The organism is Streptomyces sp. NPDC001709 (assembly GCF_053596375.1).
In genome coordinates this window covers 24597-39976 of sequence record NZ_JBSFGB010000006.1, presented here as the reverse complement: position 1 = coordinate 39976, position 15380 = coordinate 24597, and the positions used below count along the sequence as shown (strand labels likewise).

Below are 15380 nucleotides of genomic sequence, written 5' to 3'. Positions count from 1 at the left end.
AAGGCGGTGCAGGTGAAGGGGAGGGGGTTACTTGGCCATGGCCGCGCGAGCGGCGCGGAAGGCGGCGAGGCCCTCGGGGGCGAGGGGGCCGCGCTCGGCCCCGGCCTCGTCGAGCAGCTCGCGAACGGAGGCGGACAGCTCGACGCCCGAGCAGACGCCGCAGATGCCGGACTCCTGGCCAGCGGGGAGCAGACGGCCGCAGCCGTCCTCGCAGTCGGCGTACTGCTTCCACTGCCGCTTGCGCTCGGGGCGCTTGCGGTCGAGGCGGTCAACGATCAGGCGCGCGGCGGAGTAGACCTTCGCGGGAAGGCCCTGGGTCACGGCGTCGGTGATCTCGCCGATGGTGGCACCGCGGTCGAGCCAGTCGGCGACCTCGGGGGCGAGCTTGCCCACCTGCCGGTCGGACAGCTTCAGGCGGCTGTCGATCGCGGCGAAGCGGCGCAGGATGCGGGCGGCCTCGGCGGTCTGTTTGTCCTGCTTCTCGCTGGTGCCCTCCCTCTGCTCAGCCCCGGTCGGGGCGTCGCTGTCCTGCGGAGGGAAGGGAGGGATCTTTCCCTGGTCCTTGGAGGAGTTCCTTTCCCCCGAAGGGGACGTTCCCGCGTTCCCAGGGGCCGGGTCTCCGGTTGCCGGAGATGCGGGAACCGGGGAGACCTCCGTCTGGGGAAGGTCATGGATGGCCGTCTCGGTCCACACGCGGCCGGTCTCCGGGTCGCGGATGGTGAACCGGAAGTAGTAGCCGTGGGCCACCAGCTCATCGAGAGCGTTGGCGACGCCCTTGCGGCCTACGCCGGGGTTGTTGTCGGCCAGGGTGCGCACGTCTTCCCTGGCCCCATCGGGCAGGGAGATCAGGTGCAGCCACAGGCCACGCGCGGTGAAGGACAGCTTTCGGTTACGGGCAGTGCTATTAGGCACCACCGTGAAGTCCCGATCGTGCCGGGTACGATGGATTCGCATTGGGAGCTACCACTCTCAGTGCCAGACCCCGGAGCGTTGGCGCGCTGCCGGGGTCACTTGTTTTCACTTGAAGATCGACATCTCTGTCGGGTCACAGCTTGACATGATCAACGTCTGAAGGTCAACCTTTACATCGACAACTGAAGCTCAGGACTCATCCTCCGGGATGAGGGCCGCGTGCAGAAGTGAGACCGCAAGCCGATGAAGGGGGAGACATGCCCAAGTCCAAGATCGTCGATGAAGAGGAAGTTAAGCGCTGGTTCGAAGAGGGCCAGACGTACGAGTGGATGCAGACGCAGTACCGCGAGAAGTACAACATCGAGACCTCAGTCCCCATGTGGTCGGCGTACCGAAGGCGCAGAGGGCTCGAACGCCGGAACCTACGCGATGACCAGTTGCTTCCCTGGAAGATCAAGGACGAGCACCGTCATCAGTACCCGGCCCTCATGCTGCGGGCCGAGGCTCGGCGTCGCGCCGGCAAGGAGCTGACCGAGCGCGACGAGCGCCGCCTTGCGTCCTGGAAGCGGATGCTCGACGAGGACAAGCTCGTCGTGCACTACGACGGCGAGACCGAGGACGGCTTCTTCTACGTGCCGCGCGAGGAGCGCGACAAGGACCTGATCCGCGAGCCGCGCGCCAAGACCGGCAACAAGGCTCGTGACTGAACAGTACACCGACTATCGAACGTTCTCGAACGACTGTTCGTATCCACCCCCCGGCTGATCGAGCGGGGGGTTTCTCATTCTCAGGTCGTATGCACCCCTGACCTGGAGCTAGGTAAGTTAAGCGGACGGTAAACGTCCGGTGAACGTCACGTGTGGACGATCACAGAGTTCGGATACCGGACGCGCATTGACACTGTGTGTGGCCACCACATAGAACAGTGACCAGCAAGTCTCATGTTTACATCGAGGGGGGGTCCAGCATGCCGCTGAAGGCGACGAGCGCTGAGCCCGTGACGCCGCCGTACGGCACGAAGTGCCTGTTCGTACGGGACGGCGAGGACGTGCGCAACGAGGGAGCGCTCTCCGATCTGTACGGGCTCGCAGGTCTCAAGAAGGCTCGACACATGATCAAGGAGGGGACCCTGCTCAGCGCTGTCAAGTTGAACCTACCAACTGGTATGTCCCTCGTCGGAGACCCCTCCGCCTGGGACTGTGCCCTGATCGTCGACACGAAAACCCCGGCGGCCTCCATGCGCAAGGCGCTCGACCTGGTGAAGCTCATCGGACTGGAGCTGATCCCGGAAGAGGAGCACGAGCCCGAGCTGCTGGACGACGGAACGGTGCGCTTCTGGCTCGTCCCGTCCAACCCCGAAGACCCGTTCGCCGAAGAGATGGAGCCCACCGCTTGAAGATCGTCGACCTGACGCCGACGCCGACCGTCCCTCGTGACGGCTGGGACCGGCCGCTCGTCATCCCGAAGCAGGGCGGCAAGCCCAGGGCGCTGACCCGTACGACGACGTTCATCGACTGCATCGAGGACAAGAGTGCGCTGTCCGACTGGCACAAGCGCATGACCCTGGTAGGGACGGCCAAGCGGCCTGACCTTCTGGACGTGGTGAGGCAGCTCGACCCGGAGGACCAGGCCGACAAACGCAGGCTCACGGCCCTCGCCGAGCAGGCGATCGACATCGCCGGGGCGAACACGAAGCGGGAGAAGGGCACGCACCTTCACACGCTGTCGGAGTACGTAGACCGCGGTGAGCCCCTGCCCGCCGGCACCGCCGTGCGCGACCAGCTCGACATGGCCGCCTACATGGGGGCGACCGTCGAGTTCACCGTGAAGGCCGTGGAGAAGTTCGTCGTCGTCCCCGAGCTGGGCACGGGCGGTACGTTCGACCGGCTCTTGGAGTACGCCGGGCCCGGCCCGGACGGCGAGCACGTCGAAGGTCACTTCATCGGCGACCTGAAGACGGGCAGCGTCCAGTACGGCGCCCTCAAGATGGCGTCCCAGCTCGCGGTCTACAGCCGGGGCGAGTTCTACGACTACACCCGCTTCCCCGTCGACCCGGCGGACAGGAAGGCGTTCGCCGCGTGGAAAAAGCGCGAGGTGCCGGCGGACGAGGCGGCCCAGGCGTACACGCCTCTGCCCGGCCACGTCTCCCAGAAGTGGGGCATCATCATCAACCTGCCTGCGGGCTCCGCCGATTGCACCCTGTACTGGGTCGACTTGGAGATCGGCTGGGCTGCGGCCAAGCTCGCCCGCGAGATCCGCGCCATGCGCAGCGTGAAGAACGCGATGCTTCCGTGGGTGACCGGCCTCACAGATCCGAAGGCCGCTTAACTGCGGCCCGCGTGTTAAGTTTGTACCCAGAGACCAAGGGAGTGAAGTGAACGCAGATCAGGCGGAACTCGTCACGTCTTACCCGGACGGGACGATCGGCGTCACCATCAAGTACGGCAAGGGCTACGAGGACACATGGGCCGTGTTCCGTGGCTCCGTGAGGCAGGTCCGTCAACTGATCTGCGACTACTTCGGGTTCGAGTGTAAAGATGTAACCAGTCTCTCGCTGAGCGATCTGGTCGTCAATGCGACGAACCTCGCCCACGGCAAGGGCAACATCGCCTCGATCCTCGACGCCCGGATCATCCCGGACGGCGCTCCCGAGCAGCTCCCGGCGAACGACCCCTGGGCGGCGGCCACGGCTGCCAAGCCTGAACCCAAGGCCGACAACCCGTCCGTCTGGATTCTCGGCGAGATCGAGAAGCAGACGACCATCGCCGACCTGCAAAAGCTGTGGGCGGCGAACCAGGCGATGTTCGCCGACCCCGCCGTCATGGCCGCCTACAAGGCCCGAGGCAGGGCCCTGAAGAACGGATGAGGCCGATGGTCGTCGTCCTCGCCCTGGTCCTGGCGGTGTCCGTACTGGGCGCCGTCATCACACCGAGGCTCTCCGAGCCCACCCCCTACACCCGCACTGAAGGAGAAGAAACCGAGTGACCCTGAACTTCGTCGAGATCCCGACCGCTGGCGGCGGCTGGTTCAAGCCCGCTGATGTGAAGGACGCCGTGGCGTTCCTGATCGAGGTCAACTCGTACGAGGCCCAGCGCCCCACCCCGAACGGTCCGAAGGACTCGGCGCTGTGCGACATCACCGTGTTCAAGGACCGCGAGGCCCTGGAGAAGCTCGCCCCCGAGGTCAACAAGGGCACGCGGGTCGAGCAAACCCTTCTCGCCCGTGACCTGGAAAAGGTCGTCGGCAACGCCACGATCGTCAAGCTCGACCAGGTTCCGCCGAAGCGGCCGGGCGCACACCCGGCATGGGTGTGGCGTCCCGTGAACGACGCCGCTGTCCGCCAGAAGGTCATCGAGTACGCCCAGGCCCGCGAGGCCGCCGTTCAGGCCGCCGTCGCCGAGGCCCCGTCCTTCGACTGATCCCGCGAGGAGCTGGGGGCTGGTCGCAAGGCTGGCCCCCGCCCTCGGGTCTGGAGGACCCCGTGAACCGTCCCGACTGGGACTGCTGGGCGATGAGCATCGCCGACGCCGTGGCCACTCGTGCGGACTGCACGCGGGCCCAGGTCGGCGCCGTGCTCCTGTCCCGTACGAACCGCGTGCTCAGCGTCGGTTACAACGGCCTGCCGGCGGGACTGCCGGGCTGCGCAACGGCCGCGAACTGTCCGCGCGGTCGGCTCTCCGTCGAGGAGTGCGCCCGCGATTCGGACTACTCGAACTGCGCGGCCGTCCACGCCGAGGCCAACGCCATCCACCACGCCGACCCCGCCCAACTGCGGGGCTCGACCTTGTACGTCACCCGCAAGCCGTGCCTGGCCTGCCTGACCCTGATCCGTTCGGCGGGAATCCGCCGCGTCGTCCACAGAGAGGAGCCGCCGAGTGCTGACCCCCGCTAGGTCGCTGGCCCTGCATGCCGAGTCCGGCAAGGAGCTGCCGCGCGTCGAGGCGTTCGATGCGCTGTACGGCATGGGATGCCGCCCGCGTCACGGCGAGGTCATCATGATCGCGGGCCGGTCGGGCACGCAGAAGTCCGGCTTCGCCCTGTACTGGGTGGCGCAGATGAACCTTCCCACCCTGTACTTCTCCGCCGACATGTCCGCCTTCACCGCGTCCTCGCGGCTCGCGTCGATGGCGACCGGCGACACCACAGAGATGGTCGAGGCGGGCATGGCGGCCGGAGGCCGTCACCGCGAGGAGTACCTCTCTTCGCTGGCCCCCCTGAACATCACCTTCTCGTTCGGCTCGCCGATCACCTGGAAGACGGTTGACGAGGAGCTGGAGGCGTACGTCGAACTGTGGGACGCCTACCCGGCCGTGCTGGTCTTCGACAACCTCATGGACTTCGAGGGCGCCGAGTCGGACTACACCGAGCAGATGTCCGTGATGAGCGGCCTCACCGAGCTTGCGCGCGCGACCGGCGCGACCGTGATCGTCCTGCATCACGCGAGCGACAAGAGCTGGGAGGCGAAGTCGGACCCGTGGGCCCCGCCGTCCCGAGACCAGGTGAAGGGCGGTCTCAGCGAGAAGCCCGAGCTGTCCCTGTCGGTCGCCCTGGACCCGACCTCGCACGAGTACCGGGTCGCGGTGATCAAACAGCGCATGGGCCCCTGTGATCCCACGGCCAGGCGGTACGCGTCGATGCGCTGTCACCCCGAGGTGACCCGCTTCTCGAAGCTCGAACGGGTCGTGCCGATGGCCACTCCCTCTCAGCCCTGGTCTCCGACCGGCATCCTCAATCAGAAGGCGGTGTAAAGTTTGACCCCAACCACGACCGAGCGGAACCGTGCCAACCGGCGCAAGGGCGCCGCCTGGGAGACCGAACTCCTCGCGGGCCTGCGGTCCGTAGGAGAGGACGCCGAACGGCTCCGGCTGGCTGGTGCAGAGGACGAGGGCGACCTCGTTGTCCGTGAAGACGACGGCCTGTTCACGGTCATCGAGACGAAGAACGCCAAGCTCGAACCGGGCCCGTTCCTCGACGAGGCCGAGCGCGAGCGGCTCAACTTCGCCAAGCACAGGGGCATTCACCCCGATCAGGTGGAAGCGATCGTCGTCGTCAAGCGCCGGGGCAAGGGATGGCGCAAGGCGTTCGTCCTGACCACGGTCGAGGCGTACTTCGGACTGGACGCCGAATGACCGCGCTGACGTACGAGGAAGAGGCCGAGCGCGAGCGCCTGGTCCTGGAGCTGGGCCGGTTCGATCTGGAGACAGCTGCCGGCGCCGGGCTCGAATCCCTCGGATACGACGACGACAAGGGGTGGTTCGTCGGAAGGCGGGCCTCATGAGGTTCAGCCGGATCGACAACGACCACCAGGGCGAGAGCGAGAAGCCGACCCTCGAAGCGGTCTTCGCCCACTACGAGATCGAGTTCGACGACCACCGCGCGAAGGGCATGACGCACTGCCCGTTCCACGAGGACGACACCCCGTCCTTCTCCTGGAACACCGACCGCCAGGTGTGGAAGTGCCACTCGTGCAACGAGGCCGGGGACTCCTACACGCTGATCATGAAGAAGGAGAAGACCGACTTTGTCGGAGCCAAGCGTTTTGCAGCCTCTCTCGCCTTCGCAACGCGAGATGTTGGAGGAGGCGACCGCGGCCTATCAGGCAGCTCTTACGCCGGGCGTCGCAAGGTACCTGCTCGATCGCGGGATCGGGCGGGACGAGGCAACTACGTACCGGCTTGGCGTCGTCGGTGACCAGCCCTTTCCCGGCCACGAGAAGTACCGGGGCATGCTCGCCATCCCCTACCTCGACCGGCATGGCAGTCCGCTGACGATCCGCTTCCGCTGCCTTGAGGAGCACGACCACCGGGCCAACTTCCACGGGAAGTACAACACGATCAAGGACGACCCGCCCCGCATGTACGGGATCGACTCGGTTCACCAGGCCGGGGACACGCTCGACGTGGCGGAGGGCGAACTCGACCGGATCATCCTGCGGAAGATCGGCCTTCACGCGGTCGCCATCCCCGGCGCCGCCCTCTGGCAAGGACGCCACAGGCGGATGCTCGCAGGCTTCAACCGCGTCCGCGTGTGGGGCGACCCGGACGACGCGGGCGCCGAGTTCACCGCCCGCATCTGCCGGGCCCTGCGGTCCGCGAAGGCCGTACGGCTGCGTGGCGGCGACGTGACCGACACCTACATCCAGGGGGGCGCTCACGCCCTCCTCGACCTGATCAAGGAGGACACCCAGTGACCGAGGCGACCACCGCCAAGAAGACCGCCGGCAAGCGGCCCGCCCGTGCGGCCGATCCCCTGGCCGCCATCCTGACGGAGGTCCGCAACCAGGCCCGGACGGTCGGCGACCTTCCCCCGAACCTCGTCGGCGGACACCTGCCCTCGCGAGGGGCCGACAACTACCGCATGCGGGCGGACGACTGGGCCGCGATCAACGAGGCCCGCGAGGACGCCGGGACGCTCGGCGTTGACGGCCTGGCCGTCCAGACCGCCTTCGCCGCCTTCGGCGGTCGCACCGTCGACGAGATCCGCAGCGGCCTCGTACGGCTGGCCGCTCTCGCCGTGTCGGCCGTGGCCCAGATCGACAGGGGGCCGAAGTGAGCGATCCCCTGCCGGGCGAGCCGGGCCCGACCTTGAAGCGGCTGTACGAGGAGCTGGAGCCGGACGTACGCGAGACGGTCCTCGTCCGGCTGCTGGACGGCTCCTCGGCCGAGCGCCTGGCCCTGGTCCTGCGCAAGCACGGACACCGCGTCTCCGCCTCCACCATCCGCACCTACCGCCGTTCCCTTCGTGATGGAGTGTAAAGTTTGAACCAGTCCGAGCTGCTGAACGACCTTCTCGCCACGCCGACCGCCCCGGCCCTCGCGGGCCGCCAGGCCGACCCCGACAAGGACTTCACCCGTCAGATCGAGGTCACTGGCGACGCGGCCGAGGTGACCGTGCGCGGTCCCGAGGGAATCGACCCGGAGTCCACGGCGGCCGATGTGCTCCGCGCCCACCACCTCGACCCCGCCGAGTGGGAGATCACCGGCTTCCGGTCGAGCGAGTGGACCATGCCGAACGGCGAGCCGGGCGTTTCAGCCCGCTTCTCCTTCGGCCGCCGCAGGGTGCCGGCGATTCTCGAGCGTCCCAATGTCGACGAGCTGCTTCGTGTCTTCGAGGACCACATCCCGGCGCCCCGCTCGGCGGAGCCCGAGGACGGCGAGTGGACGTACGTCATCGCCCTCGGGGACATGCAGTTCGGCAAGGTTGACGGGGACGGCTACGAAGGCACCCTGCACCGCGCGATGGACTGCATCGACAAGGCCGCCGACCTGCTGTCTCAGTACCGGTGGCGGTACAAGATCGAGCACGTCCACCTCGCCTGGCTCGGCGACCACATCGAAGGCTTCGTCTCACAGGGCGGCTCGAACGTGGCCCGGACCCAGCTCACCCTTACCGAGCAGATCCGGTTGACCCGTCGTCTCATGACGTACGCGATCCTCCGCCTCGCCCCGCTGGTCGCCCGACTCACGGTCGTCGCGGTGCCCGGCAACCACGGTGAGGCCGTCCGTGTGCTCGGCAAGGGCATGACCCGCTACGACGACAGCCATGACACCGACGCCCTGATCTCTGTCGGCGAGGCTCTAGCCCTGGCGGGCGAGGAGTACGCGCATGTCGAGGTGTACGTCCCCGACACGGACGAGCTGACGGTCGTCGTCGAGTGCTCGGGCACGGTCGTTGCCCACGCCCACGGCCACCAGTGGCGGCCCGGCAAGCACTTCGAGTGGTGGCGGGGCCAGGCGTTCGACAAGACGAGCGCGATGCACACCGCGGATCTGCTCCTCGCCGGTCACCTGCATCACGAGTTCATCGACACGGACGGGCCCAGGACGTTCATCCAGGTCCCCGCCATGGAGTCCGAGTCGACGTGGTGGCGGCACCTGAAGGGCACGCGCGGGGCGCCCGGACTGCTGGTCATGGTCACGAAGGACGGCGACGTGCCGGTCAAGGAGGTGGTCAGGTGAGCGCCTCACCGGGCGTCGACTGGCGGGTCCTCGACCTGCCCGAGGTCGTGGCCCTCGCGGGCCGGGCTGCCCGCCGCATCGCGGACGGCTACGAGGACACGCTGACGATGGAGTACGAGGACGCCCGGCAAGAGGCGCTCATCATCCTGGCGACGAAGCCGCAGATGGTGAACGAGTGCCTCGCGGACCCCGCGCTTGGGCTCGGCGTGCTCTATCACCGCCTGGTGCTCGATCTCGTCGACCGCGTGAAGACCGAGGCCAAGCGCCGCATCCGGCACACCTCCTACGAGGCGGCCTGCAATGCGGCCGAGAGGGGCCGCGTGTGAGCGGTTACGACCGGCGCCTCGTCGAGCACCTCCTTCCGGCCGTGTGGGACGTGGAAGCCGCCTACGGCATCCGCAACCCACAGGCCCCGGACGCCGACATGCCGCGCGGGACCGTCGACAAGAAGGCCGCCGGCACCCTGTTCGCCCACCTCGCCGACATCCGGCGGGGCTGGGCGACCGCCCCTCTCTCCCTGGTCGAGAAGCGAGCGCTGTTCATGCACTTCGCCCTCGACTGGGACGACCGCCGGATAGCGGCCCGCGAGGCGGTCACCGACCGCGCCGTCCGCTACCGGCTCGAACGAGGTGTCGGCAAGCTCGCCGCCCACCTCAACGGCACTGACTACATCGACAGCTACGACGAGTTGGAGGACGCAGCTTGAGCGAGACCCCGCCCGAGGGGCCGGTGATCGTGGAGCCCCCGGCCGGTATGGGCCCGGAAGAGTACGAGTTTTGGGACGACGCCACCCTCACCTACTACGAGCGCCAGGACGACGGCACGGTCATCTCCCGGCCCTACAACCAGAACGAGGTCACCCAGTACCAGGCCCGAGCCGCCCTCGACAGCCTTCAGCAGGAGGCCACGACGGCGATTGACTACCTGAGCGACCGGATCGACCTGAGCCTCGCCTATCTGGCGCTCACGGCGCCGACCGCCGAGGAGACGGCGGCGCAGATCAAAGTGCTGTCCGACCTCGCCGCATACAGCGCCGGAACCCTGAAGCGGGTCATCAAGGTTCTGTCCGTCCTGCTGAACCGGCCGGTCTGATCTTGGCCGAGCCGCTGACCATCACCACCCAGAAGGAGAACCCCATCAACACCCCCGTCGTCCCGTTCGGCCCGACCGGTCAGACCGTCTACGAGCGCACCTACAGCCGGACCAAGGCAGACGGCACGCGCGAGACGTGGCCCGAGACGGTCCGCCGCGTGGCCGCCGGCAACCTGGCGCTCGTCTACGGTCCGGCCGAGGGCTGGAGCGACGCCGTACGGGCCGAGCATGACGAGCTGGTCGCCCTCATGGACCGCTTCGCCGTGCTCCCCGCTGGCCGCCACCTGTGGGCGTCTGGCGTGAAGGGCAGGCAGTACCTCTTCAACTGCCACGTCTCAGGCTGGGGCGAGAAGCTGTCCCGCCACTTCGAGTTCAGCTTCATGCGACTCATGGAAGGGGGCGGTGTCGGTGCGAACTACAGCTCCCGCTTCCTGGTCCCGTACGGCCTGCCTCGCCGGGCTCTGACCGTTCACGTGGTGTGCGACCCCTCGCACCCGGACTACGAGGAGATGAAGGCCGCGGGTCTCCTCTCGACCGCCTACGACTCCGACTGGGCCGGAGCCTTCGAGGTCGAGGACTCCCGCGAGGGCTGGGCCGCCGCGATGGTGGACCTGATCGACACCTTCATGACCGACGACGAGGTGAAGCACAGCGACCGCGTGTACGACGTATCGCGCGTGCGTGGCAAGGGCGCCCGCCTGAAGACCTTCGGCGGCGTCGCCTCGGGCCCGGCCCCCTTCGGCCGCATGATGCAGGAGATCGGCCGCGTCATGTCCGACGCCTCCCGCCGCGAGTTCTGCTTCTCGTACTGCTCACGCGAGCTGTGCCACGACTGCACGAACCGCCGGCACCTGACGCCGACCGAGGCCATGGAGATCGACCATGCCATCGCCGAGTGCGTCGTCTCGGGTGGCAACCGGCGCTCGGCCCGCATGGCGATCTGCCACTGGGCGGACCCGTACATCGACGACTTCCTGTCGTGCAAGCTCGACCCCTCGAAGCACTGGACCACCAATGTGTCGGTCGAGATCGACCAGGACTTCATCGAGTACCTGTCCGGCGACCGGTTCGACGACTTCGGCCCCGGCGGCACGGAGCTGGCCCGCAAGGTGCACCGCAAGGTCGTCGAGGGAATGCTCGCGAACGGCGAGCCCGGCTACTGGAACTCGACCTTCAGCAACGAGGGCGAGCCCAACACGGTCGTAGCGACGAACCCGTGCGGCGAGATCGCGCTCATGCCGTGGGAGAACTGCAACCTCGGGCACATCAACCTCGACGCCTTCGTGGTCGACGGTCACGAGGCGTACGACGAGACCGGCCTGAAGCGGGCCCACGAGCTGATGACCCGCTTCCTGATCCGGGCCACGTACGGCGACGTGAACGACGCCGAGCAGGCCGAGCGCCTGGCCGCCAACCGGCGAATCGGCGTCGGCCACCTGGGCGTTCAGGGGTTCCTCGCCAAGCAGGGCATCCGCTACAGCGAAGCGCCGGCGCACACCCGCTTCCGGCTTCTCCTCGGCCGCCTGAAGCGCACGGTCCGGGAGGCCGCCCGTACGTACGCGTTCGAGCTGCGGATAGCCGAGCCGGTCAAGGTGACCACCGTGGCGCCGACCGGCACCGTGGCCAAGCTGCCTGGCGTGACCGAGGGCATCCATCCCGTCTACGCCAGGACGTTCCTGCGGCGCGTCCGCTTCTCGCTCGCCGACCCGGCACAGGCCGCGAAGGTCGAGGAGTTCAGGGCGGAAGGGTACGAGGTCGAGCCCTGCGTCTACGACGCCTCCGGGAACACGGCCGTCGTCTCCTTCCCCACGCTGGACAAGCTCGTCGAAGAGGTCGAGGCGCGCGGCTACCCGGCGGACCTGGTGGAGTCGGCCGACGAGCTGTCCCTCGGCCAGATGCTTGCCTTCCAGGCGATGTACCAGGCGGAGTACGCGGACAACGCGGTGAGCTTCACGGCGAACGTGCCCGAGGGCCTGGACGTGGACGAGACGGCGGACGTGATCGAGAAGTGGCTGCCCCACCTGAAGGGAACCACGATCATGGTCGACGGCACCCGACCGCAGGCCCCGTACGAGCGGATCACCCGCGAGCAGTTCGAGGCGTACGAGTCCTATCGGGTCGAGGACTCCACCGACGAGGAGTGCTCGAACGGCGCTTGCCCGATCAGGTAACTGCCTTGTGTAGAAGCTAAGTTGGGCCCCTTTCGAGGGGCCCTTCTGGCGTTCCCGCAGGTAGAATGGCTACATGACGTTCAAGATGACGTGGGCGCTGGTCGCCGAGCACGCAGACGAGTGGACCGGCAGCGACTTCCGCGAGGCGGCTGCGGTCCTCGACGAGAAGATCGGGACGGCCGTCTCTGAGAGCGGCATGAACCCCGATGCGCAGGCTCACTTCCGCGAGACGTTCCTCGCCCCGGTCCGGGACGGCATTAACGTCGCCGGGAAGGCGGCAGTCGAGGCCGGGCGAGAGTGGAGCGAGGCCGCGGGTCCTCTGCTCGTCGCCCTGACCCCGGCTGCGTAAGGTCAACTTCGGCACCCGTGGCAAGTCCTGGCAAGTTTCTCGACGTCTCGGTGCTGCTTCGTGCAGGATCAGGCACAGAGGGCGACACCAGCCTCACGAGGAGGGCATCATGGCACTGCGCATGCTCGGCAAGGACCCGAACAGCCCCAACGGCAACTCGCCCACCGTGTACTTGGACGAGGAAACGGACAGGTACCTCGTGCAGGGGTTCAAGGTTGTGGACGAGGAGCGACTCGCCGAACTGAACCTCCCTGCCCACGAAACGGTGGTGGACATCCCTCGGTACATGGCGAAGTTCTTCCTCGACATCGACAAGGACCCCGCCACCGCCATCCCCGACCCGGAGGAGAAGAAGGGTGCCGGCCCCAACGTTTGAGGAGCTGTTCCGCGACTGCCACAGGACTGCCGTCCATCTGGAGTCGCGCGACGCTTACATGAAGTCGGACCCCGTTTTCCTCGACTGGCAGGCCGGTGCGACCATCGACCCGGCGGAACGCTGGGGTGCCTGGCTCTCCATTGTCTCGGAGGCCGTGTCCCGAGGAGTCGAGGTGCGACGGGCGCGAATCGTCTCGGTTCCCGTAAGCGAGTACATTCGCTTCGAGCACGAGGTGACGGCGGGGCTGAATATCGCGGCGGGTGAAGATGTACGTTGGCTGTCGCGGCGAAATGCGACGGGCCTGTCCCTGCCGGGAAACGACTTCTGGGTTTTCGACTCCAGCCTTGTGTACGTGAATCACTTCGACGGTGAAGGCGAACCTACGGAGCCGGAACTCACAGAGGACCCGGAGATCGTAAAGCTCTGCGGAGCCGCATTCGAGGCCGTCTGGAGCGTAGCCACGCCCCACGCAGAGTTCGAGCTGTACTGAAACTTCGCATAGGATCGCCACCGCAAAATGGAACCGGCATCTTCGAGCGTCCAGGAAGCCCGCAAGTCGCTCGGACGGCGCCTTGGTGAAATCCGAAAGTCGGCCGGGCTCACTAAGAGAGCCCTGGCTCAAGGACTCGGATGGCACGAGTCGAAGGCATCGCGCTTCGAGAGCGGCACACGTGCGCCCTCGGAGCGCGACCTTCGTGCGTGGTGCCACGCATGCGGTGCGGACGATCAGGCCGAAGACCTGGTTTCGACGGCCCAGGGCATCGAAGGCATGTACGTCGAGTGGCGCGAGATGGAGCGCGACGGCCTCACCTATGCCCAGCGGTCCGCCCTGCCGCTCTGGGAGCGCACTCAGCGCTTCCGCTTCTACTCGCCGTGGCTGATTCCCGGCCCAGTGCAGACCGCCTCGTACATTAAGGCGCTGCTGACTTCCATTCGCGACCACCGCGGCCTCGCCGACGACATCGACTCCGCGGTTGAAGTCCGCGTCGAGAAGCAGAAGATCGTCTACCGGAATCACCAGTTCTCCATCGTGCTGGAAGAGGACGCCCTCTACCATCGTGTCGGCGGGCCGGCGGTCCTGGCCGGACAGCTCGGGTACCTGCTCACAGTCATGGCTCTGCCCACAGTGAGTATCGGAATCATTCCGCGAGATATCGAACGGCCTTTCATGCCCGTCGAGGGGTTCTTCCTCTTCGACGATCACACTGTGAACGTCGAACTGGTATCCGCGCACCTGACTGTCGTACAAAGGCATGAGGTCGCAATGTACGCCGAGACCTTCACGGCACTGGCCGAACTCTCCGTCACTGGGCACGCCGCACGCGACATCATCACCAGGGCCATCAATTCACTCGACTGAGCCTGGCAAGTATGGGCACACTCCTGGAGTTATGCTCGCCGCCCCTCCTACCGTTATGCGCACGGTTCCAAAACGTGCCTGGGAGGGACGTGATGGCATTGGCAAGTCCGGGCAAGTCGGAGGTACTTGCGGACGAATTCGAGGACGACGGCGACCCCTTTAGCGTGGCGGAAGCATCCTCGCTTAGCGACACCGTTCTCACGTTCCGCCTGGGCACGACGACTCGCGAGCAGTTGGACCGCTACTTGCCGCGACTTGCCAACGAGTTGAGCGGCATCCTCGACACGGACTTGGGCGCCCAGGAGGACGGCGATGTACAGCAAATCGTCCGCAAGGCGAGGAAGCTGATTGAACTCCCGAACAGGCCGACCAGCGAGACGCCGACGTTCGGAACCTTCATCTACCTCCGAGATGTCGCAACCCTGTTGCGCCGGCTGCTGTGGATCTACACCGCGCGGAACGATCTGGAGGCGCCGTGACGGTCAGGGAAGACCAGATCGTCCGGGAGCTGTCCCACTACATCGCCAAACACCCAGAAGAACAGATGGCGTTGATGCCGGTCTACGACGCCGCCGTGGACCACTCGCGGCGCCGAGCTTGCACCCACGACCAGCGCTGCCCTGTCGTGGTGACGGGGGCCGTCGTCGTGAACGAGGAGGGCCGCGTCCTCTGCCTGCGGAACGGGAACGGCTATGCGCTCGCCGAGGCCCAGCCGGAAGAGGAGGACGACACCCTCAGCGGTGCGGCCCTACGCCTGCTGACCGAGCAGATCGGCATCCGCGACGTGTGGACGCAGCCCGGCTCTGAGGGCGCCTTTCTGGTCGACGTGACCAGGCCGGGCCAGCACAGCTACGGGCCGCGCCTCCGCGTCGGCATCCGATACCTGTTCCGCGCCCACTCCGGTGCCGTCTTCCCCTCGATGATCGACATGGGCGCAGCGGCCTGGATGCCCCTCGCCGAAATCGGCATCGAGGCCGTCCGCAGGCGCGTAGAGAGCCACTTGATCGGAATCCAGTGAGCCCCCGCAATCAACAACTCGCCTACATCGCAAGCCTTTTGGCGCTCGGCGGCGCCATCCTGCTCGGAATCTGGAGGGGCTGAATGCAGTACGTGCACAGGAGTGCCAGGGCGACGCACGACGAGCCGCCCCCTCCGCCAGTCG

General features: G+C 67.0%; 25 protein-coding genes. 24 read left to right on the top strand and 1 reads right to left on the bottom strand.

Features of this window, described 5'->3' with window-relative positions; all coding sequences use genetic code 11:
• Positions 1 to 27 precede the first annotated feature (27 nt).
• Positions 28 to 912, bottom strand: a complete 885-nt coding sequence (locus ACWC0C_RS10945; RefSeq protein WP_450863264.1) for a hypothetical protein — start codon at positions 910 to 912, stop codon at positions 28 to 30.
• Between the two features lie 257 nt (positions 913 to 1169).
• Between ACWC0C_RS10945 and ACWC0C_RS10940 the strand changes: the two genes are divergently transcribed.
• The 24 genes from ACWC0C_RS10940 (at position 1170) to ACWC0C_RS10825 (ending at position 15236) form a co-directional block, all read left to right on the top strand.
• Positions 1170 to 1619 (top strand): hypothetical protein, encoded by a 450-nt coding sequence (locus ACWC0C_RS10940; protein WP_450863263.1) that lies wholly within the window; start codon positions 1170 to 1172, stop codon positions 1617 to 1619.
• A gap of 260 nt (positions 1620 to 1879) precedes the next feature.
• Complete coding sequence (locus tag ACWC0C_RS10935; protein ID WP_450863262.1) at positions 1880 to 2308, top strand: hypothetical protein; 429 nt, start codon at positions 1880 to 1882, stop codon at positions 2306 to 2308.
• Positions 2305 to 3240, top strand: a complete 936-nt coding sequence (locus tag ACWC0C_RS10930) for a hypothetical protein (protein ID WP_450863261.1) — start codon at positions 2305 to 2307, stop codon at positions 3238 to 3240. The genes ACWC0C_RS10935 and ACWC0C_RS10930 overlap by 4 nt, the downstream gene beginning before the upstream one ends.
• Before the next feature lie 46 nt (positions 3241 to 3286).
• Positions 3287 to 3778 carry a hypothetical protein gene (locus ACWC0C_RS10925; protein WP_450863259.1) on the top strand — a complete coding sequence of 164 codons (492 nt, stop codon included), beginning with the start codon at positions 3287 to 3289 and terminating at the stop codon, positions 3776 to 3778.
• A 115-nt stretch (positions 3779 to 3893) separates the two neighbouring features.
• On the top strand, positions 3894 to 4331 hold the full coding sequence (locus tag ACWC0C_RS10920) for a hypothetical protein (protein WP_450863258.1): 438 nt from the start codon (positions 3894 to 3896) through the stop codon (positions 4329 to 4331).
• 62 nt (positions 4332 to 4393) lie between these two features.
• Positions 4394 to 4804, top strand: coding sequence for a deoxycytidylate deaminase (locus ACWC0C_RS10915; protein ID WP_450863256.1), 411 nt, complete (start codon positions 4394 to 4396; stop codon positions 4802 to 4804).
• Entirely contained in the window at positions 4788 to 5660 is an 873-nt protein-coding gene (locus tag ACWC0C_RS10910; RefSeq protein ID WP_450863254.1) for an AAA family ATPase, read from the top strand. Before ACWC0C_RS10915 ends, ACWC0C_RS10910 begins: the two co-directional genes overlap by 17 nt.
• A 3-nt stretch (positions 5661 to 5663) precedes the next feature.
• On the top strand, positions 5664 to 6041 hold the full coding sequence (locus ACWC0C_RS10905; RefSeq protein ID WP_450863253.1) for a hypothetical protein: 378 nt from the start codon (positions 5664 to 5666) through the stop codon (positions 6039 to 6041).
• Positions 6038 to 6190, top strand: coding sequence for a hypothetical protein (locus ACWC0C_RS10900; RefSeq protein ID WP_450863251.1), 153 nt, complete (start codon positions 6038 to 6040; stop codon positions 6188 to 6190). The genes ACWC0C_RS10905 and ACWC0C_RS10900 overlap by 4 nt, the downstream gene beginning before the upstream one ends.
• Positions 6187 to 6603 carry a CHC2 zinc finger domain-containing protein gene (locus ACWC0C_RS10895; protein ID WP_450863249.1) on the top strand — a complete coding sequence of 139 codons (417 nt, stop codon included), beginning with the start codon at positions 6187 to 6189 and terminating at the stop codon, positions 6601 to 6603. Before ACWC0C_RS10900 ends, ACWC0C_RS10895 begins: the two co-directional genes overlap by 4 nt.
• Before the next feature lie 34 nt (positions 6604 to 6637).
• Positions 6638 to 7102 (top strand): hypothetical protein, encoded by a 465-nt coding sequence (locus ACWC0C_RS10890; protein ID WP_450863247.1) that lies wholly within the window; start codon positions 6638 to 6640, stop codon positions 7100 to 7102.
• On the top strand, positions 7099 to 7464 hold the full coding sequence (locus tag ACWC0C_RS10885; protein WP_450863245.1) for a hypothetical protein: 366 nt from the start codon (positions 7099 to 7101) through the stop codon (positions 7462 to 7464). The genes ACWC0C_RS10890 and ACWC0C_RS10885 overlap by 4 nt, the downstream gene beginning before the upstream one ends.
• A complete protein-coding gene (locus tag ACWC0C_RS10880; protein ID WP_123995392.1) occupies positions 7461 to 7667 on the top strand; it encodes a hypothetical protein in 207 nt (68 codons plus the stop codon). Before ACWC0C_RS10885 ends, ACWC0C_RS10880 begins: the two co-directional genes overlap by 4 nt.
• Before the next feature lie 3 nt (positions 7668 to 7670).
• A complete protein-coding gene (locus ACWC0C_RS10875; RefSeq protein WP_450863243.1) occupies positions 7671 to 8870 on the top strand; it encodes a hypothetical protein in 1200 nt (399 codons plus the stop codon).
• Entirely contained in the window at positions 8867 to 9196 is a 330-nt protein-coding gene (locus tag ACWC0C_RS10870) for a hypothetical protein (protein ID WP_450863242.1), read from the top strand. Before ACWC0C_RS10875 ends, ACWC0C_RS10870 begins: the two co-directional genes overlap by 4 nt.
• Entirely contained in the window at positions 9193 to 9576 is a 384-nt protein-coding gene (locus ACWC0C_RS10865; protein ID WP_450863240.1) for a hypothetical protein, read from the top strand. Before ACWC0C_RS10870 ends, ACWC0C_RS10865 begins: the two co-directional genes overlap by 4 nt.
• Positions 9573 to 9962 (top strand): hypothetical protein, encoded by a 390-nt coding sequence (locus tag ACWC0C_RS10860; RefSeq protein ID WP_450863239.1) that lies wholly within the window; start codon positions 9573 to 9575, stop codon positions 9960 to 9962. Before ACWC0C_RS10865 ends, ACWC0C_RS10860 begins: the two co-directional genes overlap by 4 nt.
• Before the next feature lie 2 nt (positions 9963 to 9964).
• Positions 9965 to 12133 carry a ribonucleoside-triphosphate reductase, adenosylcobalamin-dependent gene (nrdJ, locus tag ACWC0C_RS10855; protein WP_450863237.1) on the top strand — a complete coding sequence of 723 codons (2169 nt, stop codon included), beginning with the start codon at positions 9965 to 9967 and terminating at the stop codon, positions 12131 to 12133.
• A 73-nt stretch (positions 12134 to 12206) separates the two neighbouring features.
• Positions 12207 to 12482, top strand: coding sequence for a hypothetical protein (locus tag ACWC0C_RS10850; RefSeq protein WP_450863235.1), 276 nt, complete (start codon positions 12207 to 12209; stop codon positions 12480 to 12482).
• 109 nt (positions 12483 to 12591) lie between these two features.
• Positions 12592 to 12858 carry a hypothetical protein gene (locus tag ACWC0C_RS10845; RefSeq protein ID WP_450863233.1) on the top strand — a complete coding sequence of 89 codons (267 nt, stop codon included), beginning with the start codon at positions 12592 to 12594 and terminating at the stop codon, positions 12856 to 12858.
• Positions 12839 to 13348: a DUF6879 family protein gene (locus ACWC0C_RS10840; RefSeq protein ID WP_450863231.1), complete on the top strand. Its 510-nt coding sequence runs from the start codon at positions 12839 to 12841 to the stop codon at positions 13346 to 13348. The genes ACWC0C_RS10845 and ACWC0C_RS10840 overlap by 20 nt, the downstream gene beginning before the upstream one ends.
• Positions 13349 to 13375: 27 nt before the next feature.
• Positions 13376 to 14218, top strand: coding sequence for a helix-turn-helix domain-containing protein (locus ACWC0C_RS10835; RefSeq protein WP_450863229.1), 843 nt, complete (start codon positions 13376 to 13378; stop codon positions 14216 to 14218).
• A gap of 92 nt (positions 14219 to 14310) precedes the next feature.
• Complete coding sequence (locus ACWC0C_RS10830; protein WP_450863227.1) at positions 14311 to 14697, top strand: hypothetical protein; 387 nt, start codon at positions 14311 to 14313, stop codon at positions 14695 to 14697.
• Positions 14694 to 15236 carry an NUDIX hydrolase gene (locus ACWC0C_RS10825; protein WP_450863226.1) on the top strand — a complete coding sequence of 181 codons (543 nt, stop codon included), beginning with the start codon at positions 14694 to 14696 and terminating at the stop codon, positions 15234 to 15236. The genes ACWC0C_RS10830 and ACWC0C_RS10825 overlap by 4 nt, the downstream gene beginning before the upstream one ends.
• Positions 15237 to 15380 lie beyond the last annotated feature (144 nt).

What these genes read in the sequence shown, in the direction of transcription:
- ACWC0C_RS10845 (WP_450863233.1), top strand. Translation starts at nt 12,592, where the DNA reads ATGGCACTGCGCATGCTCGGCAAGGACCCGAACAGCCCCAACGGCAAC.
- ACWC0C_RS10850 (WP_450863235.1), top strand. Translation starts at nt 12,207, where the DNA reads ATGACGTTCAAGATGACGTGGGCGCTGGTCGCCGAGCACGCAGACGAG.
- ACWC0C_RS10940 (WP_450863263.1), top strand. Translation starts at nt 1,170, where the DNA reads ATGCCCAAGTCCAAGATCGTCGATGAAGAGGAAGTTAAGCGCTGGTTC.
- ACWC0C_RS10900 (WP_450863251.1), top strand. Translation starts at nt 6,038, where the DNA reads ATGACCGCGCTGACGTACGAGGAAGAGGCCGAGCGCGAGCGCCTGGTC.
- ACWC0C_RS10890 (WP_450863247.1), top strand. Translation starts at nt 6,638, where the DNA reads ATGCTCGCCATCCCCTACCTCGACCGGCATGGCAGTCCGCTGACGATC.
- ACWC0C_RS10830 (WP_450863227.1), top strand. Translation starts at nt 14,311, where the DNA reads ATGGCATTGGCAAGTCCGGGCAAGTCGGAGGTACTTGCGGACGAATTC.
- ACWC0C_RS10895 (WP_450863249.1), top strand. Translation starts at nt 6,187, where the DNA reads ATGAGGTTCAGCCGGATCGACAACGACCACCAGGGCGAGAGCGAGAAG.
- ACWC0C_RS10935 (WP_450863262.1), top strand. Translation starts at nt 1,880, where the DNA reads ATGCCGCTGAAGGCGACGAGCGCTGAGCCCGTGACGCCGCCGTACGGC.
- ACWC0C_RS10835 (WP_450863229.1), top strand. Translation starts at nt 13,376, where the DNA reads ATGGAACCGGCATCTTCGAGCGTCCAGGAAGCCCGCAAGTCGCTCGGA.